At 72.8% G+C, this 24754-nt stretch carries 24 protein-coding genes, 2 tRNA genes and 2 pseudogenes; 8 read left to right on the forward strand and 20 right to left on the reverse strand.

Going from position 1 to position 24754, the window contains the following annotated elements; all coding sequences use genetic code 11:
* The first annotated feature begins 12 nt into the window (after positions 1 to 12).
* Positions 13 to 471 (forward strand): hypothetical protein, encoded by a 459-nt coding sequence (locus HDA43_RS06045; protein ID WP_179818724.1) that lies wholly within the window; start codon positions 13 to 15, stop codon positions 469 to 471.
* A 115-nt stretch (positions 472 to 586) separates the two neighbouring features.
* Here HDA43_RS06045 and HDA43_RS06050 read toward each other — a convergent pair whose 3' ends face one another.
* The 6 genes and pseudogenes from HDA43_RS06050 to HDA43_RS36635 form a co-directional block, all read right to left on the reverse strand.
* A complete protein-coding gene (locus tag HDA43_RS06050; protein ID WP_376770493.1) occupies positions 587 to 1297 on the reverse strand; it encodes an NADPH-dependent F420 reductase in 711 nt (236 codons plus the stop codon).
* Between the two features lie 257 nt (positions 1298 to 1554).
* Positions 1555 to 1716: a hypothetical protein gene (locus HDA43_RS06055; RefSeq protein WP_179818726.1), complete on the reverse strand. Its 162-nt coding sequence runs from the start codon at positions 1714 to 1716 to the stop codon at positions 1555 to 1557.
* Positions 1717 to 1791: 75 nt separating this feature from the next.
* Positions 1792 to 2250 (reverse strand): S26 family signal peptidase, encoded by a 459-nt coding sequence (locus HDA43_RS06060; protein ID WP_179818727.1) that lies wholly within the window; start codon positions 2248 to 2250, stop codon positions 1792 to 1794.
* 77 nt (positions 2251 to 2327) lie between these two features.
* Positions 2328 to 4247 carry an ABC transporter ATP-binding protein gene (locus HDA43_RS06065; protein WP_179818728.1) on the reverse strand — a complete coding sequence of 640 codons (1920 nt, stop codon included), beginning with the start codon at positions 4245 to 4247 and terminating at the stop codon, positions 2328 to 2330.
* Positions 4244 to 4762 carry a thioredoxin domain-containing protein gene (locus HDA43_RS36630; RefSeq protein WP_362746251.1) on the reverse strand — a complete coding sequence of 173 codons (519 nt, stop codon included), beginning with the start codon at positions 4760 to 4762 and terminating at the stop codon, positions 4244 to 4246. Before HDA43_RS36630 ends, HDA43_RS06065 begins: the two co-directional genes overlap by 4 nt.
* A 166-nt stretch (positions 4763 to 4928) precedes the next feature.
* A pseudogene (locus HDA43_RS36635) lies at positions 4929 to 5432 on the reverse strand (MauE/DoxX family redox-associated membrane protein); the annotation flags it as partial.
* Positions 5433 to 5711: 279 nt separating this feature from the next.
* On the opposite strand from HDA43_RS36635, the gene HDA43_RS06075 reads away from it, so the two are divergent.
* Entirely contained in the window at positions 5712 to 6194 is a 483-nt protein-coding gene (locus HDA43_RS06075; protein ID WP_179818730.1) for a DnaJ family domain-containing protein, read from the forward strand.
* 111 nt (positions 6195 to 6305) lie between these two features.
* On the opposite strand, the gene HDA43_RS35770 is transcribed toward HDA43_RS06075, so the two are convergent.
* Positions 6306 to 9257, reverse strand: a complete 2952-nt coding sequence (locus HDA43_RS35770) for a S8 family serine peptidase (protein WP_179818731.1) — start codon at positions 9255 to 9257, stop codon at positions 6306 to 6308.
* A gap of 151 nt (positions 9258 to 9408) precedes the next feature.
* Between HDA43_RS35770 and HDA43_RS06085 the strand changes: the two genes are divergently transcribed.
* A complete protein-coding gene (locus HDA43_RS06085; protein ID WP_218911618.1) occupies positions 9409 to 10407 on the forward strand; it encodes a helix-turn-helix domain-containing protein in 999 nt (332 codons plus the stop codon).
* Positions 10408 to 10558: 151 nt separating this feature from the next.
* Here the strand turns inward: HDA43_RS06085 and HDA43_RS06090 are convergent, their stop codons facing one another.
* Both HDA43_RS06090 and HDA43_RS06095 read right to left on the reverse strand, forming a co-directional pair.
* A complete protein-coding gene (locus HDA43_RS06090) occupies positions 10559 to 10891 on the reverse strand; it encodes a hypothetical protein (protein ID WP_179818732.1) in 333 nt (110 codons plus the stop codon).
* 39 nt (positions 10892 to 10930) lie between these two features.
* Complete coding sequence (locus HDA43_RS06095) at positions 10931 to 11830, reverse strand: LysR family transcriptional regulator (protein ID WP_179818733.1); 900 nt, start codon at positions 11828 to 11830, stop codon at positions 10931 to 10933.
* A gap of 118 nt (positions 11831 to 11948) precedes the next feature.
* Between HDA43_RS06095 and HDA43_RS06100 the strand changes: the two genes are divergently transcribed.
* Positions 11949 to 13205: an MFS transporter gene (locus HDA43_RS06100; protein ID WP_179818734.1), complete on the forward strand. Its 1257-nt coding sequence runs from the start codon at positions 11949 to 11951 to the stop codon at positions 13203 to 13205.
* A gap of 23 nt (positions 13206 to 13228) precedes the next feature.
* Here HDA43_RS06100 and HDA43_RS06105 read toward each other — a convergent pair whose 3' ends face one another.
* Both HDA43_RS06105 and HDA43_RS06110 read right to left on the reverse strand, forming a co-directional pair.
* Positions 13229 to 14101 (reverse strand): class I SAM-dependent methyltransferase, encoded by an 873-nt coding sequence (locus HDA43_RS06105; protein WP_179818735.1) that lies wholly within the window; start codon positions 14099 to 14101, stop codon positions 13229 to 13231.
* 173 nt (positions 14102 to 14274) lie between these two features.
* Positions 14275 to 14760 carry a GNAT family N-acetyltransferase gene (locus tag HDA43_RS06110; protein ID WP_179818736.1) on the reverse strand — a complete coding sequence of 162 codons (486 nt, stop codon included), beginning with the start codon at positions 14758 to 14760 and terminating at the stop codon, positions 14275 to 14277.
* A 293-nt stretch (positions 14761 to 15053) separates the two neighbouring features.
* Between HDA43_RS06110 and HDA43_RS06115 the strand changes: the two genes are divergently transcribed.
* Complete coding sequence (locus tag HDA43_RS06115) at positions 15054 to 16061, forward strand: trypsin-like serine peptidase (protein ID WP_312873384.1); 1008 nt, start codon at positions 15054 to 15056, stop codon at positions 16059 to 16061.
* A 206-nt stretch (positions 16062 to 16267) separates the two neighbouring features.
* On the opposite strand, the gene HDA43_RS06120 is transcribed toward HDA43_RS06115, so the two are convergent.
* From HDA43_RS06120 to HDA43_RS06130, 3 genes and pseudogenes are all read right to left on the reverse strand, one after another.
* On the reverse strand, positions 16268 to 16663 hold the full coding sequence (locus HDA43_RS06120) for a DUF2809 domain-containing protein (RefSeq protein WP_179818738.1): 396 nt from the start codon (positions 16661 to 16663) through the stop codon (positions 16268 to 16270).
* Between the two features lie 70 nt (positions 16664 to 16733).
* Positions 16734 to 16949, reverse strand: a pseudogene (locus HDA43_RS06125) (IS5/IS1182 family transposase); the annotation flags it as partial.
* A gap of 99 nt (positions 16950 to 17048) precedes the next feature.
* Positions 17049 to 17122 (reverse strand) — tRNA-Ile (locus HDA43_RS06130).
* A 172-nt stretch (positions 17123 to 17294) separates the two neighbouring features.
* Here HDA43_RS06130 and galK point away from each other — a divergent pair.
* Positions 17295 to 18422, forward strand: coding sequence for a galactokinase (galK, locus tag HDA43_RS06135; RefSeq protein WP_179818740.1), 1128 nt, complete (start codon positions 17295 to 17297; stop codon positions 18420 to 18422).
* A gap of 149 nt (positions 18423 to 18571) precedes the next feature.
* Entirely contained in the window at positions 18572 to 19072 is a 501-nt protein-coding gene (locus HDA43_RS06140) for a DUF402 domain-containing protein (protein WP_179818741.1), read from the forward strand.
* On the opposite strand, the gene HDA43_RS06145 is transcribed toward HDA43_RS06140, so the two are convergent.
* The 3 genes from HDA43_RS06145 to HDA43_RS06155 all read right to left on the reverse strand — a co-directional run bounded on the left by HDA43_RS06145 (position 19067) and on the right by HDA43_RS06155 (position 20899).
* Positions 19067 to 19855, reverse strand: a complete 789-nt coding sequence (locus HDA43_RS06145) for an enoyl-CoA hydratase-related protein (RefSeq protein WP_179818742.1) — start codon at positions 19853 to 19855, stop codon at positions 19067 to 19069. The two genes, HDA43_RS06140 and HDA43_RS06145, sit on opposite strands and share 6 nt — an antisense overlap.
* 228 nt (positions 19856 to 20083) lie before the next feature.
* Positions 20084 to 20707: an FMN-binding negative transcriptional regulator gene (locus HDA43_RS06150; protein WP_179818743.1), complete on the reverse strand. Its 624-nt coding sequence runs from the start codon at positions 20705 to 20707 to the stop codon at positions 20084 to 20086.
* Between the two features lie 116 nt (positions 20708 to 20823).
* Positions 20824 to 20899: transfer RNA gene (locus tag HDA43_RS06155), tRNA-Asn, on the reverse strand.
* Positions 20900 to 21067: 168 nt separating this feature from the next.
* On the opposite strand from HDA43_RS06155, the gene HDA43_RS06160 reads away from it, so the two are divergent.
* Positions 21068 to 21382: a YtxH domain-containing protein gene (locus tag HDA43_RS06160; protein WP_179818744.1), complete on the forward strand. Its 315-nt coding sequence runs from the start codon at positions 21068 to 21070 to the stop codon at positions 21380 to 21382.
* 153 nt (positions 21383 to 21535) lie between these two features.
* Here HDA43_RS06160 and HDA43_RS06165 read toward each other — a convergent pair whose 3' ends face one another.
* The 3 genes from HDA43_RS06165 to rpoD form a co-directional block, all read right to left on the reverse strand.
* A complete protein-coding gene (locus tag HDA43_RS06165) occupies positions 21536 to 21997 on the reverse strand; it encodes a hypothetical protein (protein WP_179818745.1) in 462 nt (153 codons plus the stop codon).
* A complete protein-coding gene (locus HDA43_RS06170; protein WP_179818746.1) occupies positions 21994 to 23298 on the reverse strand; it encodes an MGH1-like glycoside hydrolase domain-containing protein in 1305 nt (434 codons plus the stop codon). Before HDA43_RS06170 ends, HDA43_RS06165 begins: the two co-directional genes overlap by 4 nt.
* A gap of 213 nt (positions 23299 to 23511) precedes the next feature.
* On the reverse strand, positions 23512 to 24615 hold the full coding sequence (rpoD, locus tag HDA43_RS06175; protein WP_346020611.1) for an RNA polymerase sigma factor RpoD: 1104 nt from the start codon (positions 24613 to 24615) through the stop codon (positions 23512 to 23514).
* Positions 24616 to 24754: the final 139 nt, after the last annotated feature.

The following is a 24754-nucleotide window of genomic DNA, read 5'->3' on the forward strand; positions in this document are numbered from 1 at the left end:
TGAGGACCAGCAGTGGCCCACGCATGCAGGAACGGCCTGATCGCCGGCGCCGCCGGAACCGTGGCCCTCAACGCCCTGACCTACCTCGACATGGCCGTCCGCGGCCGGGGGCCGAGTTCCACGCCCGAGCAGGCCGCGGGGATCCTCGCCGGCAAGACCGGCCTCGACCTGGGCGAGGAGGAGACCGCCGAGCACCGCAAGGAGGGCATCGGCCCGCTGCTCGGCATGGCGGCCGGCCTCGGAGTGGGGGTGGCCTACGGGCTGTTCCGGCGGGCCGTGCCCCGTCTCCCCCGGCCGCTGGCCGTGCTCGCCGTGGGCGCGGCGGTGATGGTCGCGGGCAACGCGCCGATGGTGACGCTGGGGCTCACCGACCCTCGCGAGTGGGGGACGGAGGGCTGGCTGTCGGACCTGGTCCCGCATCTGGGCTACAGCCTCGCCACCGTGGCGGCCTATGAGGCGATCAGCCGCTGACCGGCGCCCGCCCGGACCGTTCCGGCCCCGCCCGGGCCGGAACGCCCGGATCACCCCGGCCGGGCTTGAGCGCCGGGTCAGGATGTCCAGGCCACCGCGTTCGGGCCGGTGTGGTTCAGGCCGGGGCCATGAAGGTGCCCGGGCTGCCGTCGGTGGCCCGCCATTCCGGGCCGCGCTCCCGGCTCGCCCCGGCCAGTGCCTCGCGGACCCCTTCGGCGTCCTTGTCCGTGGCGTAGACGGGAGTGCCGGGCTGCTGGCGCCAGGAGTCGTCCAGGCCGCCGGCGTCGACCGGGTCGAAGCCGAGCTGGTCGACCAGGTCCATGACGACCCTTTTCGCGGCCTCGTCGTCGCCTGCGACCGGCAGGGCCACGCGCCCCGGGGCCCCGGCGGGACGGCCGTGCTCGGCGAGGTGCCGGGCGTAGATGTTGTTGAACGCCTTGATCACCGGACGGCCGAGGCGCTTTTCCACCCAGCGGCTCTCCGGCAGGCCGGACTCGATCTCCTTGATGCGGCCGTCACGCTGCCGGGGGTAGTAGTTGCCGGTGTCGACGACGACCACGTCGTCCGGCACCCCGTCGAAGAGGCCGGAAGGCAGCTCGGGCACCCGGCACTCCGGGATCGTGATCACGACGAGGTCGGCCCCGCGCGGCGCCTCCTCGACGGTCACCGCCTTCGCCCCGGTCTCCGAGGCCAGGTCGGCGAGGGTCTGCGGGCCGCGCGAGTTGGCCACCGTCACCTCGTGACCGAGGTCCGTCAGCCGCCGGGTGAGGGCGCCGCCGATGTTTCCGGCGCCGATGATGCCGATCCTCATGGTCGCTCCAGGGATTCTCCGGGAATGCGGCGTGGCCGTCCGCTCCGGGCCCCGGGACGAGCGGGCCGGCGCGGCCCCGGACGGGCCGTGGAGGCGGGCGCCACCGGAAAACCGATCGTACGCGAAATGGCCGCCGTCGCGCGTTCCGCGCCACGCAAAGGAATTCCCCTCCGGATTCCGGAGCGATTAACGGTGATTCGAGACGAGACGGCGCGGACCGGAATTCCGGAACGCGTGCGGCGGGCGGGTGCCCGCCGCACGCCGGACGCGGATCAGCAGCAGGGACGCCTGCCGCCGTCGGCCTTCGCGCCGGTCCAGACGCCGTCGCCGCCACATCCGGACACGCAGCTGCCCTTGACGGGCGTCGCGTGCGCGGTCGCCTTACGGCCGAGAAGGGAGATGATCCGGTCGGTGACGCCGTTGACGAGCTTCATCTCAGAGACCTTTCGCCGGAACGGTCATTAATTTATCCATAGTCTTACTTGCATCAACTAAATACGTCAATGCACTCATTGTGAATTATTTCCGGCAGTCTCTCCGAGCCGCCTCACCACGACGCCCTGTATCCGGGCGGCGGCGAAGAATCCCTCCTGGCGGGAGTCCACGCTGTGCCCAGGATTGTCCCCGAGCAGCACGAACCGGTCGCTCGGCACCGGCGTGCCCGCGGCCCCGGCCAGCGCCGGCCCGAGGCCGTCCGGCACCGGGTCGCCCGGCACGGCCACCACCCGTTTGATCAGCAGCCGGCGGGCCGGCCGCCGCGGCCGGACGCCCTCGTACTCGGGCAGCACCACGACCACCTGCCCCGGCCGGACCCGCCCCGGCCGCACCGGCCTGGCCAGCACGCGGTCCCCGTCCGCGAAGGCCGGTTCCATGCTGGGCCCGCTGACCGTCGCCACCACGAGCCGCCGCGCCCACCGGAGCGCCGCAGCGGCGGCCACGGCCAGGGCCGCGGGGATCAGCCACCACACGTCACACCACCGTCCTCGTCCCGTCCCGCCGGTCCCACATCGCACCGCCGTCCCCGTGCCGGACCGCCGACTCCATGTCACACCGCCGTCCTGGACCGGTATCCCGACGCCTGCAGGGTGAACAGCCGCGCGTACTCACCGCCGGCGGCGACCAGCTCGTCATGGCTCCCCTCCTCCACGACCACGCCGCCGGACAGCACCACGATGCGGTCGGCGTCCCGGACCGCGCCCAGGCGGTGCGAGATCAGCAGGCTCGTGAGGCCGTTCCGGTACTCCTTGAGGCTCGTGTGCACCTCGTGCTCGGCGGCGGCGTCCAGCCCGGCGCTCGGCTCGTCGAGGATGACGAGGTCCCGGTCGGCGCGCATGAAGGCGCGGGCCAGCGCGACGCGCTGCCGCTGCCCGCCGGACAGGCCGACCCCGACCGCCTCCCTGTCCACGTCGCTGGTGAACCGGCGGCTCAGCAGGGTCCGGTAACCGTCCGGCAGCGCGGCGAGCGTCTCGTGCACCCCCGCCCGCCGCGCCGCCGCCTCGATGCGGTCCTGGTCGTGCAGCGCGTCCAGGTCGCCGACGCCGACGTTCTCGGCCGCGGTCAGCTCGTAGTCCATGTAGTCCTGGAACACGGCGCTGATCCGCCCGCGCAGCGCGTCCGGATCGGCCTCGCGGATGTCGACGCCGTCCCACAGCACCGCGCCCCGGGTCGGGTCGTAGAAGCGGCACAGCAGCTTGACCAGCGTGGACTTTCCCGCGCCGTTGAGCCCCACCAGGGCGACGGCCCGGCCGTACGGGATCACCAGGTTCACCCCGCGCAGCACCCAGGGGTGGCCCTCGGAGTAGCGGAACCACACGTCCCGCAGCTCGATGCCCCGCCGCAGCGGCGGCAGCGCGGCCGGCCGTACGGCCACCGGCAGGTCCGGGACGCCCCGCAGCACCGTGAGGTAGTGCCGGAAGAGCAACAGCGACTCGTGCGCCCTGGCGATGTCCTGCGCCACGCCGCCGAGCGCCGCCTGCACGCCCATGACGGCGGTGATGAACATCGCGACGTCACCGACGCTCAGCCGGCCGGCGCGCGCCGCCGCGACCGCCCACACCAGTCCCGGCACCAGCACCGCGACACCGACCAGGCCCAGGCCCGCCCGGACGGCGAACTCCCGGCGGTCCACCCGGCGCTGCGTCGCCTCGTGCGCCCGCCGTTCCGCCAGCATCCGGCCGCGCACGAACCCGCCCAGGCCGAGGAGGCGCACCTCCTTGGCGGCCCGTTCCGTCGCGAGCAGGTCGCGGTAGAAGATCTCCCGCCGCTCCGCCGGGGTGATCTCCCAGAACGCGGCCGCGCGGTGTTTGCCGAGCAGGAGCTCGGCGGCGAGCACCGGGACGCCGGACAGCAGCACGATCACCGCCATCAGCGGGCTCAGCGCGCTCACCAGGCCGAGCAGCCCGGAGATCGTGAGGGCGCTGCGCGAGACGCCGAGGAGTCCCTCGATCACCCGGTTCGGCCCGCGCCCGCCGGACTCGTCGGCGAGCTGCAGCCGGTCGAGGAAGGCCGGGTCCTCGAACGGGGCGAGACCGCGGATCCGCGCCACCGCGGTGAACAGCCGTTCCTTGGCGAGGGCGCCGATCTCCCGTTCCACCTCGGCGCGCAGGAACGTCCCGGCGGCGGTCAGCGCCATCGACCCGAGCACCGTGGCGCCCAGGGCCCCGGCGAGCAGCGCGGGCTCACCGAGACCGGAGTCCCCGGTCAGGCCGTTGACGATCGCCCGGGTGAGCCACGCGGTGCCGACCGGCAGCGCCGCCGACACCAGGGTCACGACGACGTAGAGCGCCAGCCGCCCGGGAGCCGCCCGTACGGCGAGCCGCGCCGCCTCGACGATCCGGGCCGCCGTGCCGTCACCGGTTCGCGGCGGGGTCGCGGGCTCGCCGCCGGTCGGCGACGGGACGGTGAGACCGGCGGGACCGGCGAAACCGGACTCGGGCTCCTCCCCGGTCCCCGACGGGCCGGTCATGGCCTCGCCGCCGCCAGGCCCGGCTCGTATCCGCTGGCCCGGATGGTGTGGTCGGGGTTGAGGACGCAGAACGCCGGGGTCGCGTAGAGATGGAAGGCGACCTGCACCGGGCCGCGTTTCTCCTCCACCACGACCCGCGCCACCGGGTCGAGCCGTGACGTCATCTCCACCGCCAGCTCCGGCGTGCCGCGCACCACCGCGAGGACCTGCCGCGGGTCGGACCTCCGCTCCGCCTCGGCGATGAACTGCGGCAGGCGGTCGTGGCAGACCTCGCAGTTCCAGTTGAAGAAGCCGACGTACACCTCGCCGGTGAGGTCCGCCCGCGTCAGCGGCTCGCCGTCGAGCGTGACCGTGGCGAAGTCACCGATCTCCACGCCGTCCGGCAGCATCGGCGGCACGCCCGCCTCGACCTCCGCCAGCCGGTCGGCCTGCTCCCTGACCTTGCGCAGCAGGCCGACGGTGAGCAGCAGGTTGAGCAGCGAGACCACGGTGAGTACGGCGACGAGAGCGGTCATGGGTTCTCCTATCGCTTGTGTTCCGCGCCGGCCGGAACAGCGCGACGAGGTCGTCGATCACGGTCACCAGGACGCCCGCGACGAGCCCGGCCAGCCCGGCGACCGCCGCCTCGCCGAACTCCGGGCCCCGCCCGGCGGGAGAGGCGGCGGAGGCCGCCAGGCCCAGCAGCGCCACCGCGACGAGCACCAGGTTGCGGACCACGTGGCCGGCGCCCAGCGGCGTCTCGGACCGGCCGAAGCACGAGCACGGTTCCCGGTTGCCCCGGGCGAGCGACATCGCGATGCCGGCGGTGAAGGCGGCCAGCAGCGCCGCGGCCACACCGAACCCCGCCGTCCCCGCCGCCCGCGCCGGTACGGCCAGCAGCAGCACGATCACCACCTCGGCCGCCGCGAACGCCAGTGCCGCCGGCCGTACCAGGCCCGAGGGCAGCACCTCCATCCGGCGCAGCGACCGCACGAAGGCGCCGAACCGGCCGGGACCGCCCAGCTTCCCGGCGGCGGCGATGAGGAAGATGACACCGATCATGAATCGGCACCCGATGACCAGATGGACCACGGCTCCGCCTTCCGGAATGGGGGGGAGGAAGACCGGCGGACGTATCAGCGGACATGTCAGCAGAGAAATGATGATCTTAACCGGACGATGACACGGTATGTCGATACACCGCATTCCGCCAGCCCCTCCCGCACCGGCGTTCGTGTCCCGGGTGGAACCCGGAGAGCCGCGTGCCCGCCCTGTCCGGGTCACCGGGCGGACGGCGGGCGGGGGCGGCGGCACGGGCGGCTCCGGTCGCCCGTCCGCCCGCCCGCCCGCCCGCCCGTTCGCCCGTTCGTCCGTTCGTCCGTTCGTCCGTTCGTCCGTTCGTCCGTCCGGGCAGGGCCCGCCGGGGCGGCCGACGCCGGTGGCTATGCTCGGAAACGCCACTGTCCGGCGTGCTGGAGGCGGGCGATGACGGAGCGCAGGCCACTCGGTGTCAACTTCGAGACGTGGGTCGACCGGCAGATCCGTGAGGCCGCGGAGCGCGGCGCGTTCGACGACCTGCCCGGCGCGGGCAAACCGCTGCCCGGCGAGGGCGAGCCGTACGAGGAGATGTGGTGGATCAAGCAGAAACTCCACTCGGAGGGCCTGTCGTTCCCGCTGCCCGGCACGCTCGCTCTGCGTAAGAAGGCCGAGGAGGCGCGGGCCGCGGCCGCCGAGGCGCGCTCGGAGGACGAGGTCCGCCGGACCATCGGGGAGATCAACGAGGAGATCGTCGAGGGGCACCGCAAGGCCCTGTCCGGTCCCCCGCTGAACCTGATGCCCTTCGACGTCGAGGAGGTCGTCCGCGACTGGCGCGACCGTCACCCGGCCCGGGAGGAGACCCCGGGGCCCGAGCCCGCTCCCCCGCAGAGAAGGCGGGGGTTGTTCGGCCGGTTCCGCCGGAGAGGATGACGCCGCCGGGCTGTTCGCCGGGGACGACAGCCAGGTGGTCGGGTGACGACGGCGGGCCCCCGCCCGCCGGGCAGGCGGACGGGGGCCCGGGAGCCGGACGGGGGAACCGCGTCAGTTGATCGTGACGATCGTCCCGAAGCCGTTGGGGTACTCGACGTAGCCGGTGTTCGTCCGCTGCGTCGCCTTCGTCCAGGAGGCCGTCAGCGGGATCGGCGTGCCGACGGTCGCCTTCGGCTTGTTCGGCGTCAGTGTGAGCGTGCCGCGCGCGTTGTCGGCGGTCACGAGGTTGACCTGGGTGAGGAAGTCGGTGGACGTGGTCCCGGGCAGGTCCCCGAGGGTGAGCACGACCAGGGTGTACCTGCCGGGGCGCGGGTGGGCCAGCACGGCGCGGGAGTCGCCGTCCAGGCTGAACACCCACGACACGAACTCGCGCGTGCCGTTCTCCTCATAGAAGAGGAGTCCGCCGACCTGGGCCTCGGGGTTCGCCGCCCTGAGCTTGAACGAGACGGCCTTGGCGTCGTCGGTGATCGTGACCGGGATGTCGCGGCCCCACACCTCGCTCTCGTTGACGGTGCCCGGCACCTCGTCCGCCGACACGAGACCGTACGGGGTGACCGAGAACTTCTTCGTTCCGGGCGTCACCTCGAAGCCCACCGAGCCGTCGGCGCCGGTGCCCTTCACCTCGGCGGGCGCCCGCGCGCTCAGCGGGGTGGCGACGATCGAGCTGCGCACGGTCGTGCCCGCGCCGGTCCACGTGAGCCGCCCGACGACGGTGTCCGTGGTGGTCGACGGGAGCATCTCCATGGAGACGGTGAACTCCTTGGTCTCACCCGCCTTCTTGAAGACCAGCGTGGACGGCTTGACCTTGGTCTTGAAACCGGGCAGTTCGATCGCCGAGTGGTAGACGCCCGGGGTGACGGCGGTGACCTTGCGGGTGACCGTCCGCGAGCCGAAGAGGTCGCCGACGGAGATCGTCGGGTAGTTCACGTCGGTCCCGGCCAGCGGCTTGGCGCCGGTGCCGGTCTTGACGCCCTTGCCCTCCAGGTAGCCGTACCAGTCCTCGGCGCCCGCGTCGTAGACCAGGCCCGGGGTGAGCATGCGGGCCGGGTCGACGTGCCCTGCGCCCTGGGCGAACACGTCCGGGGTCTTGGTGTCGTAGGCGGTGGTCATCATGGCCGACTTGATCGCCATCGGCGACAGGAGCGGGTGCTCGCCGAGGTAGAGGGCGGCCAGGCCGGCGACGTGCGGGGTGGCCATGGAGGTGCCGGAGTAGAAGTCGAAGTCCTTGCCGCCGTTGCCGGGAGGCGCCACGGCGGCCAGGATCGCCACGCCCGGCGCGGTGACGTCCGGCTTGAGCAGGTCACCGTTGTTGCCGAGCGAGGGGCCGCGCGAGGAGAAACTCGCGACCTGCGGGTACGGCTCGCCACCGGAGGCGGCCGGGGCGAACGTGGCCGTCGCGCCCGCGGTGGCCGCGTAGCCGGCGACCTTGTCCGCGTCGGGGGCGTTGACGTGCACGGTCGGCACGGAGTGCAGGTCTGCGTCGGTGCTCTGGTCGGTCGGGTTGCCCAGCACCATGCCGACGCCTCCGGCCCGCTTGACCTCGGCCGACTTGTCCACGCGGGCCGTGGTCCCGCGCAGGCAGTAGACGATCTTCCCGGCGGTCTTGGCGGGGTCGAGCGAGCCGGCCGCGCAGATCTGCGCGTCGGACTCGGTGGCCGTGCCCGTCTTCACCGACAGTGCCGTGACCAGCGGCTTGGGCCCGAACGGGGCGACGACCGTGGTGCTCACGCCGCGGACGACCGTGCCGTCGCCGAGCCGGACCTCGGCCTGCCAGGGCGCGATCGTGCCGGCCGCGACCGTCGTCGTCCACGGCATCGTGTTGTCCAGCGTGGACGGGTCGGGACCGGAGTTGCCCCCCGCCGTCGCGACGAAGACCCCGGCCTCGGCGGCGGCCAGGAAGGCGCGCTGGACCGGGTCGTCGGCCGCCGACTCGAACATGCCGCCGACCGAGTAGTTGATCACATCGACGCCGTCGGCGACCGCCTGGTCGACGGCCGCCACGAGGTCGGAGGTGTAGCCGCCCGTCGTGCCGCCGTCCTTGCCCTGCCAGAGGGCCTTGTAGACGGCGACGGCCGCGCCGGGGGCGACGCCGGAGATCGCACCGTAGTCGACGCCGTTCGCCGTGGCCTGGACGGCGTGGTCGCCCGCCGCGGTGCCGGCGGTGTGCGAGCCGTGGCCCTGCGCGTCCCGCGGGGAGACGTAGTCGGCGCGCTTGTCGGGCGGGTTGCCCCTCAGCCACTGCTCGCCGAAGTACCGGGCGCTGATGACCTTCTGGTTGCACAGGCTCGCGGCGAACTCCTCGCCGGTCTGGCACAGGCCGGTGAACGTGGCCCCGTCGGCCTTCTTCATGACCGTGGCCCCGTCCTTCAGGTAGGGCCGGTACGGTTCGGCGCTCGTGGGCGGCTCCGTGCCGAGGGCCGGAGCGGCGAAGGAGGGGTTCTCCGGCCAGATGCCCGTGTCGATGACGCCGACGACGACGCCCTTGCCCGCCTTGCCGGTGCCACCGAGCTTCGCCCACAGGCCGGCGTCGCCCGACAGGCCGAGGAAGTCGGTGGAGTTGCGGTCGTCCAAGGCCTTGCGCAGGGTGTCGGGGACGACCGACACCACGCCCTGGGTCGCGTGCAGCCGCAGCGCCTGGGCCGGGGTGAGCTGGGCGGTGAAGCTGTTGGAGGCGACCGCGTGGTGGCCGGTGGCGGCGGCGCCGACGCTGCGGGCCACCTCGTTCTGCCGGTCGGTCAGGCGGTCGCGGTAGCGCCTGGCGTGGGAACTGGTGGTGTCGACCTTCTTGCCCTTGCGGCCCCTGGTGGGGGCGATGCCCTCCGTACCGCCGTCGTAGGTGGCCAGCGGCGGTTCGGCCAGGGTGACGATGTACGCCGCGGGGGCGGGGGCGGTCGCGGAGGGTGCCGACGCGGCGGCGGGTTGGGCGATGGCCGGGGCGATGGCGGTGACCGCCAGCGCGGCGGCCAGCGCCGACACACGATGGACGCGGGGGTTGCGGAACATTGCGCCTCTGGGGGGATGAGCCTGGTCACCCGTCCGGGGAGGATCACCGGAGGGCCGCTACGGAGTCAAGCGTCCGGCGTTGATCCCTGTCGAGATATAGTGCTGGCATTTTCGGCCACATGACCAAAAACGACATTTCGGCAGGTGCTCCGTGGGCGATCGGTCCGTGCTCGGCGCCGTGGGCGTCACGGACTTCGACGAACGGGTGTACCGGCTGCTGCTGCGCCGGCCCGGCCGGCGGACGGGGGAGATGGCCGCCGAGCTCGGCGTCGGCCCGGCCCGGGTGCGTTCCGCGCTGGCCCACCTGGCCGATGCCGGGCTGCTGCGCCGCGGCGGGCCCGGCCGGTACGAGGCGGTGCCCCCGGAGGCGGCGATCGAGTGGCTGGTGGACCGGCGGCGGCTGGAGACCGAGACGCGGCTGGCCGCGGTCAGGACGGTCGTCTCGGACTTCACCCAGCTCTACCACTCGGGCCGGATGGAGTCCGGCCCGGCCGGGGTCGTGGAGGTCCTGGCGGGGGAGGAGGCCGTCAAGCGGGTCGTCACCGAGCTGCAGCGGACGGTCGGCACCGAACTGCTCGGCTTCGACCGCCCGCCCTACGTCGGCCGCCCCGACGACTCGACGGACACCAACGAGTCGGAACTGGAGACCACCCGGAGCCTGCTGACGCGTGGCGTGGACATCCGCGTGGTCTACTGCGCCGACTCCCTGTACCGCCCGGGCCGCCTGGAGACCCTGGTACGGCTGGCCGAGGAGGGCGAACGCTCCCGCTTCGTCGAGCACCTGCCGTTCAAGCTGCGCATCGCCGACCGCAGGGTCGGCCTGTTCCCGCTGGTGGACGGGGTGTACGACAACATCGCGCTGCTGCACCCCTCCCGGCTGCTCGACGCGCTCGTCGAGCTGTTCGAGGTCTACTGGGAACGCGGCCGGCCGCTGACGGGCCTGCCGCAGACGACGGACGAGCGGCCGCCCGAGGAGGACCTGCTCGTGCTGCGGTTGCTGAACGCCGGCCTCAAGGACGAGGCCATCGGCCGGCACCTGGGCGTCAGCGCGCGGACGGCCACCCGCAAGATCGCCGCCGTGGTCGAGCGGCTCGGCGTGACGACCCGCTTCCAGGCCGGCGCGGCGGCCGCCGCCCGCGGCTGGCTCTGACCAACGCGACGCGAGCGAACACGACGCGGACGAACACGACGTCAACGAACACGGCGTGGACGGACCCCGGCCGGGCCGGGACACCGATCAGGCCACCGATGTCCTCCCCGCTCCGCCGTCCCCCGGCGTCCTCAGACCGTCGGTGCCCTTCTCACCGCCCGTCCCGGCCTCCTCGGCCCCCGGCGTCCTCCTCGTTGCCCTGCCGCCGGTCGGTCGTGCCGGACGCCCGCTCGGTGGTCCACGTCGAACGCGTCTGGGAGGGCTCCCGCTGGTCGTCCCAGATCCGGCCGCCGTCGAGGTCGAGCACGCCCACGGGGGCGTCGATGGTGATCCCCGGCCGCGGGAACGGGGCGTCCGGGAGCCGGTAGGCCGTGCCCTCGCCGGTCGGCTGGTCGCTGGTGACACCGTCCCCGGCCAGGCCGTGCTCCCGCGCGTCGTAGACCCGGCACGCGTCGGCGCCGCGCCCCTTCGGGCGCCCGTTCATCCCCTCGCCGTACCTGGGGCTCCGCCCCGTATGCCCTGGTCAGGAGGCCGGCTGGCCGGGAACGGCGGGCCGGCGCGCCGACCCGGTGACGTAGTCGCGGAAGCGGGCGGCCGGGGCGGGCAGCGGACGGTCGGTGCGCCAGGTCAGGCCGATGGTACGGCGGGCGCCCTCGGAGGCGATGGGAAGCCCGACGGTGCCCGACTGCCCGGCGAAGGGCTCGGGGACGATCGCCACGCCGAGCCCGGCGGCGACGAGGCCCTCGATGGTGGCGAGGTCCTGGCTCTCGAACGAGATCGCCGGAGAGACCCCCGCGTCCCGCAGGAGGGCGTCGACCAGGAAACGGTAGCCGAAGCCGGCCGGTGTGGTGACGAGCTCCTCGCCGGCCAGCTCCTCCAGCCGGACCCGTCCACGGTCCCGCAGGCGGTGGCCGGGCGGCACGACGAGCACCAGCCGCTCCTCCTGCAGGGGGTACCAGCCGTGGTCACCGGGCGGGCGGGGGGAGGTGATGGCGAGGTCCACGGCCCCGGTGCCGAGGTCACGGCCGATCTCGTGGGCGGGCTCCTGGCTCAACAGCACCCGTACCCGGGGCGCGTGCCCGTGGAAGGAGCGGAGCAGCCGGGGGACGAGCGAGGTGGCGATGGAGTCGAGGAAGGCCAGCCGTACCACCCCGGCGTCCGGGTCCAGCACGCTCCCGAGGTCGGAGAGCAACTGGTCGTAGCGGGCGGTGAGGTCCCGCGCGGCTGCCACCACGATCTCCCCGGTGGGCGTCAGGTGCACGCCGCCGTGCGCCCGCTCGAACACGCGGGCGCCGAGCTCGGCCTCCACGCGGGCCAGGGCCCGCGACAGCGTCGGCTGGCTGGTACGGAGGACCGCGGCGGTGTCGGTGACGTGCCCGTGGTCGGCGAGCGCGACCAGCCAGGCGAGATCCCGGAGCAGCACGGATGAATCATACGCGTCGCGTATCGAAACCGGCCGGAACGCACATTGGACGTATCAGGTGTCGCGCCCGAGACTCGGAAGGTCAGTGAGAATCCACCACACCGAGGAACAGACAGGCATGAGTCGGCACACCGTGGAGGCGGCGCCCCGGCCGAGCGCCCCGCCGGAGGGCTACCTGCCCGGGTCGCGCGCCTACCGGCGCGTGGTCGTGGCGCTGTTCGCCGCCGGGGTGGCCACCTTCGCCCTGCTGTACAGCACCCAGGCGATCCTGCCCGAGCTCTCGGCGCAGTTCGGGGTCTCCACCGGGGACAGCACGCTGAGCGTCTCGCTGACCACGCTGGGCCTGGGGATCGCCCTGCTGGTCGCCGGTCCCGCGTCCGACGTGCTGGGCCGCACCCGCCTCATCCACCTGTCCGTCACGGCCTCCGCCGTCGTGGCGGCGGGGTGCGCGCTGGCCCCCGGCTGGTCCGCCCTGCTCGCGCTGCGCCTGCTCCAGGGCGTCGTGCTGGCCGGGCTGCCCGCCGTGGCGACCGCCTACCTGCGCGAGGAACTGCACCCCTCGACGCACGCCCGCGCCGCCGGGCTGTACGTCGGCGGCACCGCCCTGGGCGGCATGATCGGCCGTCTCGTGACGGGCGCCGTGGGAGAGGCCGCCGGCTGGCGCTGGGCGCTCGCCGCGGCCGCGGTCCTCGGCCTGGCGTGCGCCGTCGCCGTCCGCCTGCTGCTCCCCCGCTCGCGCGGGTTCGTCCCGGCCCCGGCCGGCGCCCGCGCCCTGCTGCGCATGAGCCTGCGCGCGGTCTCCGACCCGGGGCTGGTGACCCTCTACGCCATCGGCTGCTGCTCCATGGGAGCCCTCGTCGCCGTGTTCAACACCGTCGGCTTCCGGCTCCAGGGGCCGCCGTTCGACCTCGGCCTCGGCGTCGCGAGCCTGGTGTTCCTCGTCTACCCGCTCGGCACCCTCAGCTCCACCGCCTTCGGCCGGCTCGCCGACGTCCGCGGGCGCCGCGCCGTACTGCCGCTGGGCTGCCTCCTCGCCGTCGCCGGAGCCCTGCTGACCCTGCCGTCCTCGCTGCCGGTCGTCGTGGCCGGGCTGGCGCTCCTCACCGCGGGCTTCTTCGCCGTCCACGGCCTCGCCAGCGGGTGGGTGCCCGCCCGCGCGCACGCCGGCGGCGTGTCCACCGGCCAGGCCGCCTCGCTCTACCTGTTCACGTACTACCTGGGCTCGTCGGTCTTCGGCAGTCTCGCCGGACCCGCCTGGACGGCCGCCGCCTGGCCGGGCGTCGTCGCGCTCGCCACCGTGCTCCTGCTGGCCACCGGGGTGCTGGCCGTACTGCTGCGCCGGACACCGGCCCTGCCGGGAGGGCAGGCCCGCTGAGACCCCGGGCCGCGGAGAGCCGGCTAACGCTGAAAGTGCCAGAACAGCATCGACGGCGTCCCGGCGACGGCCGCGTGCGCCGCCTCGGGTGCCAGGTCGCACAGGGCCCACGGCCACACGTCCCACGGCTCCAGGACGCCGGTCCGTTCGCGTGGCTCCCCCGGCGGATGCCTGGGCTCCTCGCAGCGCCGCACCTGGAGTCCCGCCGCCAGCGCGGCTCGTAGGTAGTCCCCGACCAGGTGGCGGTAGGTGGCCACCCTCCCGGGCCGGCCGTCCGGCAGCCGCACGGGCGGGATCACTCCCCGCGCCACGCCCTCGGGGTGGATGTCGGCGATCACCACATGCCCGCCGGGCCGCGACACCCGGGCGAACTCGGCCAGCACCGGGTCCAGTACGGGCACGTGCGTCAATGCCAGCGCGCAGACCACCAGGTCGACGGACGCGTCGGGCAGCGGCAGGGAGGACAGGTCGCCCAGCCGGAACTCCGCCTGCGGCACCCTGCGGCGCGCCCGCTCCAGCATGTCGGGCGAGGCGTCCACGCCGCGCACCCGATGGCCGCGACCGGCCAGGTAGGCCGCCATCCTGCCGGTTCCGCACGCCGCGTCCAGGGCGTCGCCGACCGGCAGCGCGTCGACGATCTCCCTGACGAAGGGCTCGTCGAGGTCGAACGCGGTGTTGGGGCCGTCGTAGGTCCGCGACCAGACCCGGTAACCCTCCACGGTGTCCACGCGGGCCACCTCGACGGCGGCGTCGGCCAGGGAGGCGTCGTCGAGGAACCCGCGGATCTCGGCCAGGCGCGCTTCGACGAACGCGCGGTCGTGTTCGCCGGTGTATGCCCGCATCAGGGCGATGCCTTCCAGCCCGAGCACGTACGCCAGAGGATGCTCGTAGATCACCGTGACACGCTAACGACGACCACCGCGCGGACGCCATCGAATTCGAGCCGGACGGGCACGCGCTCGACACCGGCGACGAAGCCCGTCTGTGACGACCGCACCACACCGGTCACGGAAAAACGTTCGCGCTCCGGCCTGGATGTGGGCCGTGCCCGCCGAGGGCGATCGGCGGTTCACGCGCCGAGGTCCGCCCGAAGCGAGACGTGCATGGGAGCGAACCCGCGCGCCCGGTAGAAGCGGATGGCGTCGGTGTTGGCCGCGTAGGCGGACACCACGGCCTGGTTCGCGCCCCGCTCCCCGGCCCACGCGAAGAATCCTTCGATGAGCCGGGCCCCCACGCCGTGCCCCCGATGCTCCTCGTCCACCCGCATGCTGACCAGCTCGGCCACGACGGCGTCCGGACGGAGCTCGTCCCGGCCCCGCAGCCGGGCGGTGAGATGACCGACCACCGGCCCGTCGGGCGAACCGGCCCGGGCGAGCAGCGCCAGGCTCCTCACGCCCGTCACCATCCCCCGGTAGTAGTCGTGCCCGTCCCTCGCCGGCCAGTCCACGTCCATGAACGGATCCCGCCTGCCGCCGTCCTCCCGGAAGAGCGCGGCGGCCGAGGCGACGAGGGCGGGCACGTCCTCGACCCGCGCCGTCGTGAGTGTGACCTCCATACCGACGACAGTAAAGATCATGATTAATCATGTAAAGCGAATCGAGGTCCGGGGCGGGACCTCCGACCCGAAACGAGTCGGCGACCGCTCAGGCCGCGGCCGGCACGGTCGTCCGCCGTATCGAACATGTGATCTAAAAAATCTGGAACCGAATCCCTGCCGAGACTACGATCTTGATGTTCGCCGGCCGTTGGTCGGCCGGTTCTTCACGCTGACGGGGCGCGAAGACGCCTCATGACCGGACAGGAGATCCTTTGAAGCGTGCACTGGTCGCGTTGGGTGTCGGCTTGAGCGTGTTGGGTTCCACCGTCGGCGCCGGGCCGGCACAGGCCGCGAGTGTCGCGGTGGTCAAGTTGGCCCCCACCGTGGAGACGGCTCAGCAGGTCGCGAGGTTCTGGCTCGCCGACGGAGCCGCCAACCTGAGGAACGCCACGCCGTACACCGTGCAGACCGTGGTCGGCGGGGAGCGCCTGCCCACGGACATCGTTCCGGACGGCTCCCCGGTTTCCATCGCACCGGGGGAAGGGCCGACCTCACCGGAGACGGAGATGCCCACGACCTCGGGCAAGGTGTTCTTCATCGGCAGTGACCTCCAGCCGCACTGGTGCACCGGCACGGCCGTGTGGTCGAAATACTGGAACATCGTCGCGACGGCGGGTCACTGCCTGTTCGACATCGAGGCACCGGGCGGCGCGCTGGCCAAGTGGGCCTTCGTGCCCGGCTACTCCGAGGGCACGACCCCGTTCGGCCTGTACGTCGGGAAGCAGGGCTCCACTCCCTATGACTTCGACGACATCCGGGACTACGACAGCGACCTCGCCTTCGTCAACGTGTACCGCGGTGTCGTCCTCTCTTCTCCGGACGCGCTGACCGACGTCGGCAAGATGACCGAGAACGTCGGCGGCCAGGGAATCGCGTTCAACCAGCCGCTCGCACCCACGGTCGACGTCTTCGGCTACCCCTCCGGCCCCGAACCCGACGGCAGCCGGCCCTACACGGGCGAGACCCTCGAACGGTCGACCGGACCGGCGTTCGCCATGAAGGTCACCGGCCTCCGCGCGGACCGGCCCGTGGGCGTGGACTCCCCCTTCACCGGTGAGGGCTCTCTCGGTTCCTCGTGGCTGACCCATTACACGAGCGACAGCCGTACCGGCTATCTCAACGGCATCACGATCAGCGTCTCCGACACCGACGGCGACAGTCGGTACGACACCGGCGTCTCGGCGTACTTCGACAGTGAGGCGTACATGGCCTACCGGAATGCCTCCAACCTCTGGACCGGCTCCATCGTTCTGCAGTGAGACGTTCATGACCTACCGGAATGCCTCCGAGCTCTGGACCGGCTCCATCGTGTGAACGGTTCCGTCCCCGCCGCGTCCGCCCGAAGGGGCGGGCGCGGCGCCGTCGCGGGTACGGCCGGCGGTCGCCGCCCTCGCGCCCATGGGCACCGGGCGGCGGTGACGCCGGCGACGGATCCGATGACCTCGCCGCTGTGGGGACCGTACCGTCAGCGTGCCGGTGGGGTGGCGTCCGGGAGTCCGCCGGTCCGATCACCGGATCGGATCGATCGGCGTTCCCAGGCCACGGCCGCGACCACACCGACGGCGTAGGCGACCAGGTCCCATGGGTCGGGGAACGCGCCGACCAGGACACCGCCGACGCCCGGCGGGGTCATGCCGACCATTTGATAGAGCTCGACGGCGGCGGCGATCGCGGCCGTGGCCAGGGCGCGGCGTGCGACCGTGGTGCGCCATAGCAGCCCCAGGAACGCGTAGACCAGCATGGTGGCGACGACGTCGCTCACGTAACCGCGGATGAACGGTTGTCCCGGGCCCCGGTAGAGGAGGACGAACGCGCCGACGGCGAGGGCGACGCCACCCAGAAGGACCATGGCGCGGCGCATGAGATCGACACCTTCCGAAACTCAACGATCAGGGCGAACTGATCATAGAGCTCGCCCCTTGGACGGCGACTCATCTGGCGAGTCGGCGGTGGCGAACGAGGGCTGCGACGACTGCGATGAAGGATGCGAAGTGGTCGGCTCGGCGTTCGTAGCGTCGGTGTAGGCGGCGGCAGCCGGCCGGCCAGGAGACGGCGCGTTCGGCGACCCAGCGGTGGCGCCCCGATCTCCGGCCGGACTCGATGCCTTGGCGGGCGATGCGCGGGATGATGCCGCGGCTGCGTAGGAAGGCGCTGGGAAGAGACAGCCGCAGACGATCGGACACCGCAAGCCCGCCCCTGACCGCGAACAGGCAGGCCGAAGGCACATCCGAGGTGGTAACGAGAGGTAGGGCGGGCGGGACTCGAACCCGCGACCCAGGGATTATGAGTCCCCTGCTCTAACCGGCTGAGCTACCGCCCCTCGCGCGCATGCCGTACTGCGGCATTCAACCAAAGGTCGGGCCCGTTCGCACATCCGGCGGGCGCGGCGCGTTCAAGCTGTGACCTTCGGGGACCTCTGGGGACCTGCGAGGTCGGAGGGGCGTTCCGGACTCGCTACTCTACGGAGGGACCTTGTTGAGGAGTGTTTGACCATGCGCGTTGTTGATGCTTTTCGTGAGTCCTTCGGCACGGAGCCCCAGGGGGTGTGGCACGCTCCGGGACGGGTCAACCTGATCGGCGAGCACACCGACTACAACGACGGGCTGGTCCTGCCGTTCGCGGTGCCGTGGGGGGTCACCGCGGCGGTCTCGCCGCGCGAGGACGGCGTCGTACGGCTGCGCTCGCTCCAGGCGGCCGAGCCGGGGGGCGTCGAGACCGTCGAGGATCTGGAGCGGGCCGCGGGCTGGGCCCGCTACGCCGTCGGGGTGTTCTGGGCGCTGCGCGAGGAGGGGCACCCGGTGCGGGGCGCCGACCTGGTGATCGACGGGGACGTCCCGCAGGGGGCGGGGCTGTCGTCCAGCGCGGCACTGGAGGTGGCGGTCGGCACCGCCCTCAACGACCTGTACGGCCTGGGCATGACGAAGATGGAGGTCGCTCAGGTCGCGCAGCGGGCCGAGAACGACTTCGTGGGCATGCCCTGCGGGATCATGGACCAGGCCGCCTCCGCGCTCGCCGAGGAGGGCAGGGCGCTCTTCCTCGACTGCCGGAGCCTGGGGAGCAGGAACGTCCCGTTCGACCTGGCCGCGCACGGTCTGCGGCTGCTGATCATCAACACCGGGGTCCGCCACGAGCTGGCCGACGGCCAGTACGCCCGGCGTCGGCGCGACTGCGAGGAGGCCGCCAGGCGTCTGGGCGTGGCCGCGCTGCGCGACGTGACCGACCTGGCGGCCGCCCTGGGGCGGCTCAGCGGCGACGAGCGCAGGCGCACCCAGCACGTGGTGACCGAGAACCACCGGGTCGAGGCGGTGATCGGGCTGCTGCGGGCCGGGGCCGTTCAGGAGATCGGCGCCCTGCTGAACGCCTCCCACCTGTCGCTGCGCGACCAGTTCGAGGTGTCCTGCCCGGAGCTGGACGTGGCCGTGGAGGCGGCGGTCCGCGGCGGGGCGCGGGGGGCGCGGATGACCGGCGGCGGGTTCGGCGGGTCGGCCATCGCGCTGGTCGCCGAGGACCGGGTGCAGGCCGTACAGGACTCGGTGGTCCTCGCCTACGCCGAGCGCGGCTGGGCCCGGCCGGAGATCTACCCCGCCGTCCCGGCCGCCGGAGCCCGTCGCCTCCGGTGATCCTCCTCCGCCGCCTCGGTGACGAGGTGACGGCCTCGGCACCGAGGCGGCGGAGGAGCGGGTTCAGACCGGGCGGCTGCCACCGACGCCTTCGATCTGTCCGGAAAGCGGAGAATGCGCGAACAGCCGTCGGCCCGTATCGTCGAGGGATGCCCTCCGAGATCGTGAACGTGGTCTACCGCAAGTACGACGGCTCCCTGCACTGGCATCACCCTGCCGTGCTCCTCGGCGAGGACGAGCACGGCGTCTGGACCGGCTGCCCGGTGGGCACCGTCGCCCGCCGGGGCCACGAGTCGTCCGTCACCTGGAAGCACGCGTCCGTGATGCTCTTCCCCCGCGACGCCTGGTGGACGGCCTGCTTCAACGCCGCGCCGTACAAGGCGGAGATCTACTGCGACATCTCGACCGTGCCGCAGTGGCGGGACGGCGAGGTGACCATGGTCGACCTCGACCTCGACGTGCTGCGCATGCGCGACGGGCGGATCATCCTGGACGACGAGGACGAGTTCGAGGAGCACCGGGTCCGTTACGCCTACCCGCCCGAGGTCGTCGACGGCGCCCGCGCCTCGGCCGCCCTGCTGCTGGAGGCCGTCACCGCCCGCACCGAACCCTTCGGCCCCGCGCCCCACTGGCTCTCCCTTGTGTCATGAGCGCGGGAGCGGGGGGAAGCGGGGAGCGCGGCGTTCCAGGAAGGCCGCCACGCCCTCGGTGACGTCGGGGCGGCCGAACGACTCGGTCATCAGGCGGACCGCGGCGGCCTCGGCCTCCTCCAGGGTCCGGTTCCAGTCGCCCCGGACCTGGCGCTTCATCACGGCCATCGACGTCGGCGAGCTGTGGAGCGCCAGCTCGCGGGCGTAGGCCGCGGTCTCCGCCAGGAGGCTCTCCCCCGGCACCGAACGGCTGACCAGTCCCAGCTCGTACGCCTCGACCCCGGTGAACGTACGGCCGGACAGCAGCAGGTCCATGGCCCGCGCCTGGCCGATCAGCCGGGGCAGGATCCACGACAGGCCGTACTCGGCGATCAGGCCGCGCCGGGCGAAGGCGGTGGTCCACTTCGCCTCGTCCGCGGTGAAGACCAGGTCGCAGGCGAGGGCGCAGACCATGCCGAGCCCGGCGCAGGCGCCGTTGACCGCGGCGATGACGGGCTTGCCGAGCGTGGCCGGGAGGGTGACGGAGCGCCGGTCGGGCTCGCCCTCCCGGCGGTAGGAGCCGTCCAGGACCGCGGTGAGGTCCTCGAAGTCCGCGCCCGCGCAGAAGCCCCGGCCCGCGCCGGTCACGACGACCACCCGGACCGCCGGGTCCCGATCCGCCTCGGCGAGCAGGTCGAAGTAGCGGCGTCCCATCGCGTCGGTCCACGCGTTGAGGCGGTCGGGGCGGTTGAACGTCAGCGTCAGCACGCCCTCGTCGATCGCCGACAGCACCGGGTCAGCCATGTCCGCCCGTCCCTTCCCTCGGCCGTTCACATCGGAGCGCCTTCCGACACCGGGGAACGCTCCTGCGCCGCCGGGCATCCCGTCACCGGACGGGCGCCGACCAGAACACCGAACCATGTTCTGCTCAGCCCCGCAACGCCACCCGCCGGACGGCACGGCCCCGCCGTCCGGACCGGCGGAACCCCCGCGCCGCTCCGCCCGGGGCCCGCGAAGCCCCGCGCCGTCCGGCTATCGAGGCCGGGCGGCGCGTACGGCCTCGGCACTCGCGGTGTCGCCCCGCTCCTCCAGCCCGGCGATGACGCCGTCGATGTCCGGCCCCGGCCGGTTCTGGCTGAGCTTGAACTTCGCCTCGACGCGGCTGATGACCACCTCGACCCCGACGATGGCCCGCAGCTGGCCGGCGACGAACTTCGCGGGGGCGTCGTCCACCGACCAGGCCGGGTCGTTCCCCGCCTCGTGCAGCTCGGTGAGCCTGCGGACCACCATCTCCGTCCAGGCCGGGTCGTCGTGGACGACCAGCCGGCCGTAGACGTGGGCGGTGACGTAGTTCCAGGTCGGCACCACGCGGCCGTGCTCGGCCTTCGACGCGTACCACGAGGGCGTGACGTAGGCGTCCGGGCCGCGGACGATGACGAGGGCCTCGCCCTCTACGGGCTGCCGCCACTGCTCGTTGTTGCGGGCGAGGTGGCCGAGGAGCGCCCCGTGCGGGCCGCCGTCCGGGTCGTACACGAAGGGCAGGAACGTCGCGAGAAGCCCGGCCGGGGTCACGGTGACCAGGTCCGCCGCGCCCGGGTCGGCCAGGAGGTCGCGTACGGCGTCGGCGTCGGGGACGAAGTGGGCGGGGACGTACATGGTCTTCTTTCCGTTCCGGTCGAGGAGGTCCGGCAGAGACTGGAGACGCCGACGGGAGACAGACCGGGCGGCGGGAACGCGGAAGGCCCCGGGAGCGGGGCTCCCGGGGCCTTCGTTGGCTCCCGCGATAGGACTCGAACCTATAACCTGCCGGTTAACAGCCGGCTGCTCTGCCGATTGAGCTACACGGGATTGCGGCTCCGCGCTGGTCGGGGGGGAAGTTCTCCCCGTTCCTCGCGGCGCAGGAATAGATTAGCGCACTCTGAGAGTGTGTGTCGCATCGAAGCTCGCGGGTAGGTCGGAGAGGACCGCCCATCCATGGGTAGGGGGTCCTCGCGAAGCGCGGATGTGGAGGTTGAGATGTATCGACTGATGTTCGGGGTGGGTCTCGCGGTGGGCTACGTCCTGGGAAGCCGGGCCGGTCGGCAGCGCTACGAGCAGATCAAGCGCATGGCCGAGCGGGTGGCCGACAGCCCCGCCGTACAGGAGGCCGCCGGCCTCGTCGGCGCACGGGTTTCGAAGGCCACCGACATGGCCAGAACCAAGGTGGGCGGTGTGGCCAAGAACAAGCTGCCCTTCCTGCAGTCCGAGAACGGCTCGCAGGCCGGTGAGAGCGACGACACGGGCACCGGCTGGCCGCAGAAGGAGACCCAGACCGCGGCCGGGCCCTACTAGACCGCAAGGTGCGTGAGCACGACGAAGGCCCCTTTACCAGGGGCCTTCGTCGTGTCCGGGGTGGAAAGGCGGCCGACCCCGCCATAAGGCGCCTTCCCCGAGCCGGGCCCGCCATGAAACGTCTCTCCGGGCCACCGGGTCACCGGGCGGCCGTCAGACGCCGAAGCTGCGGCGGGCCTCCTCGAGCGCCTGCTCGGCCAGGGCCCGCAGGCCCGGGTCCTCGGGGTCCATGCCGCTGTCGAAGACGAACTCCCAGACCGTCCGGTCGTCGTCGGTCCTCCTGGCCACCAGCCGCACTCCCCCGCGCGCGTCCAGCGGGGCGTACTGGCTCACCACGATCGAGGCGGTCACCCGCTCCCGCACGGCCTCCGGGACGCGGCCGGGCTCGGGCAGCAGCGCCCGGTGCTCCTCGCCCGACGTGGTGACCACCGTCAGGCCCTCCTCGTCCCACAGCCCCCGGTCCACCCGGAACCACGGCAGCCGGGTCCCCCGGATGTAGAGCGCCCGGTCGGTGGCGATGACGTAGCCGTCGGGTCCGTCGGCGTAGGTGAGCACCCGGTCGGGCGGCGTGACCGCCTCGCGGACCTCGGCGGGCATGCGGTTGAAGAGCTTCATACGGCCACGCTATCGGCGAGCAGGTCGAGGGTGAGGGCGGCCGAGGCGGAGAAGTCGCGGCTGCCCCGGCCGCTGCCGTCGAAGGGGTCGAAGCACTCGCGGAAGCCCGCCTGCCGTACCAGGCGCAGGGTGCCGGCGGCCAGCAGCCGGGCCAGCTCGGTACGGCCGTGCGCGTCGGCCGCCCGCAGCAGCAGCCAGTTGGTGATCACCCAGGACGGTCCCCGCCAGTAGCGGGAGCGGTCGAACTGCGGGGAGCGGATCTCGCAGCTCGGCACCGGGTATCCGGCGGCGCCCATGAACCTGGGCGACTCCAGCACGCCCACCAGCGTGGCCATCAGGTCGGACGGCAGCCCCGGGTCGAGCAGGGGCCCGAAGGAGCCGACCGCGCAGACCGGGCTGAGCCGTCCGGCCCGCAGGTCGCGGGCGTGGAAGAGGCCGTCGAGCCAGAGGCGGTCCAGCAGCGCCGCCCGGATCCGCTCCGCCGCCTCCCGGTGCGGCGCGGGGTCGGCCCCCGCCACCGGCGCCAGCTCGGCGAGCGCCTCGCAGGAGGCCAGCCAGATCCCGTTGAACATCGGGTCCTCGACCGCGAAGGGGTGGTCGCGCAGGTAGGCGGGGTCGTAGCCGGAGTCGCGGTAGCGGGCGGCCAGCCAGGTGTAGCGGTCGTGGTGACCGGTCTGCGCCTCACCGCTCCGCTCCCGGCCGTGGTAGGCGGGGCGCAGGGGCGGCAGCGCGTCCAGCGGGGCGTCCCAGACGGGGCTGTCGTCCATCCCCGACTCCCAGGGATGCACGATCGCCGCCAGCCCTCCCCCGCCGAGGTCCCGGGTGACGGCGAGGTGGTCGTGCTGCGCGACGAGCATCGGGTACACCAGGCGGACCAGCGCCGCGGCCTCGTCGCGGTCGGTCGCGTGCCGCCACACCCACCACAGGGCCAGGGCCTGCGACGGCGGCTGGGTCAGCCCGGAGGTGGGCACCCGGTTCGGGGCCTCCGGGCGGTCCCGCGACCGCCAGAACGAGGGGCCGGGGAAGTACGTCTCGGCGTGGGAGTGGCGGGAGGGGTGGAAGACGATGTGCGGCACCATGCCGGTGCGCCACCGGCCCTCCATCAGGCTGAGCAGCTCCGTGCCGGCCCGGCGGGTGTCCCAGCGGGCCAGGCCGGCGACGACGAAGGCCGCGTCCCAGTTCCACTGGTGCGGGTAGAGGCCGGGCGCGGGCACGGTGCAGGAGCCCGTCCGGTTCGCGCCGAGCACGGACCACGCCTCACGCCCGAGCGCGCCGTTGTCCAACGCGGGCCGCGCTTCCATTCGCCCAGTCTGCTCCCGCAACGACGAGGAGAAAAGGTTCGGATCTGCTATCGGCCGATTCGCGCCCCGCCGCCGGGCGGGCCGCGACCGCGCCGGGACACCCCGGAAACGGGCTCCGGGAACGGCTCCGGGAACGGCTCCGGGAACGGCGAAGGCCCCGGGGAGCTGAGGTCGCTCCCGGGGCCTTCGCCGTACGGATGTCCCGGCGGACGCTCAGTCGAGGTAGTCGCGGAGCATCTGGGCGCGGGTCGGGTGGCGGAGCTTGGCCAGCGTCTTGGACTCGATCTGGCGGATCCGCTCCCGCGTCACGCCGAACTCCCGGCCGACCTCCTCCAGTGTCCGGGGGTGGCCGTCGGCCAGGCCGAAGCGCAGCTGGATGATGCGCTGCTCACGCTCGGACAGCGTCGCGAGGATGTCGTCGAGCTGGTCCTGCAGCATGATGAAGGCGGCCGCCTCCATCGGCACGACGGCGTCGGCGTCCTCGATGAAGTCACCGAGGTCGGAGTCCTCCTCCCCGATCGGCGACTGCAGCGAGACGGGCTCCTGGGCGATGCGCTGGATCTCGATCACCCGCTCGATCGGGAGGTCCATCTCCAGCGCGATCTCCTCGGGCGCGGGCTCGCGGCCGAGGTCCTGGTGGAGCTGACGCTGGACCCGGACGAGCTTGTTGATCGTCTCGACCATGTGCACCGGAATGCGAATGGTGCGCGCCTGGTCGGCGATCGCCCGCGTGATCGCCTGGCGAATCCACCACGTGGCGTACGTGGAGAACTTGTAGCCCTTGGTGTAGTCGAATTTCTCGACCGCCCGGATGAGCCCGAGGTTGCCCTCCTGGATAAGGTCCAGGAACAGCATCCCGCGGCCCACATATCTTTTGGCTATCGAGACGACGAGCCGCAGATTTGCCTCGATGAGGCGCTGCTTGGCGCGGTTGCCCTCCCAGACGAGCTCCCGGAACTCCGGGAAGGCCAGGCGTGAGGCGACGCCGGTCAGCTTGTCCTCGGCGAACAACCCGGCCTCGATCGACTTGGCGAGCTCCACCTCCTCCTCGGCGGTGAGCAACGGCACCCGGCCGATCTCCCGCAGGTAGATGCGGACCAGATCGCTGGTCGGCGCGCGTCTGCCGACGTCCTCCTCATCCGAGCGGCCCGGTTCCTCGTCGCCCTGGGGCTCGAGGACCTCCACTCCCTGTTCGGCGAGCATCCGCACGACGCGTTCGAGCGCGTCGGACGGCAGCTCGGACTTGTCGAGAGCGGCGGCCACGTCATCGACCGTGACGCTCCCGCGCTCTCTTCCCTTCGCGACGAGGTCGGCCACCTGGTCTACCGATGGCGGCCCACTTGGCAGCACCGATGCACCCACGGGAGACAGTCTGCTGTATTAGGCAGTCAAAATGGCAGACCCATTTTTGTAACCGAAGGTAAGGCCGCGATCATTATCGAATCGAGACCTCATT

This window comes from Streptosporangium sandarakinum, from assembly GCF_013409935.1.
GTDB classification, from domain to species: Bacteria; Actinomycetota; Actinomycetes; order Streptosporangiales; family Streptosporangiaceae; genus Streptosporangium; species Streptosporangium nondiastaticum.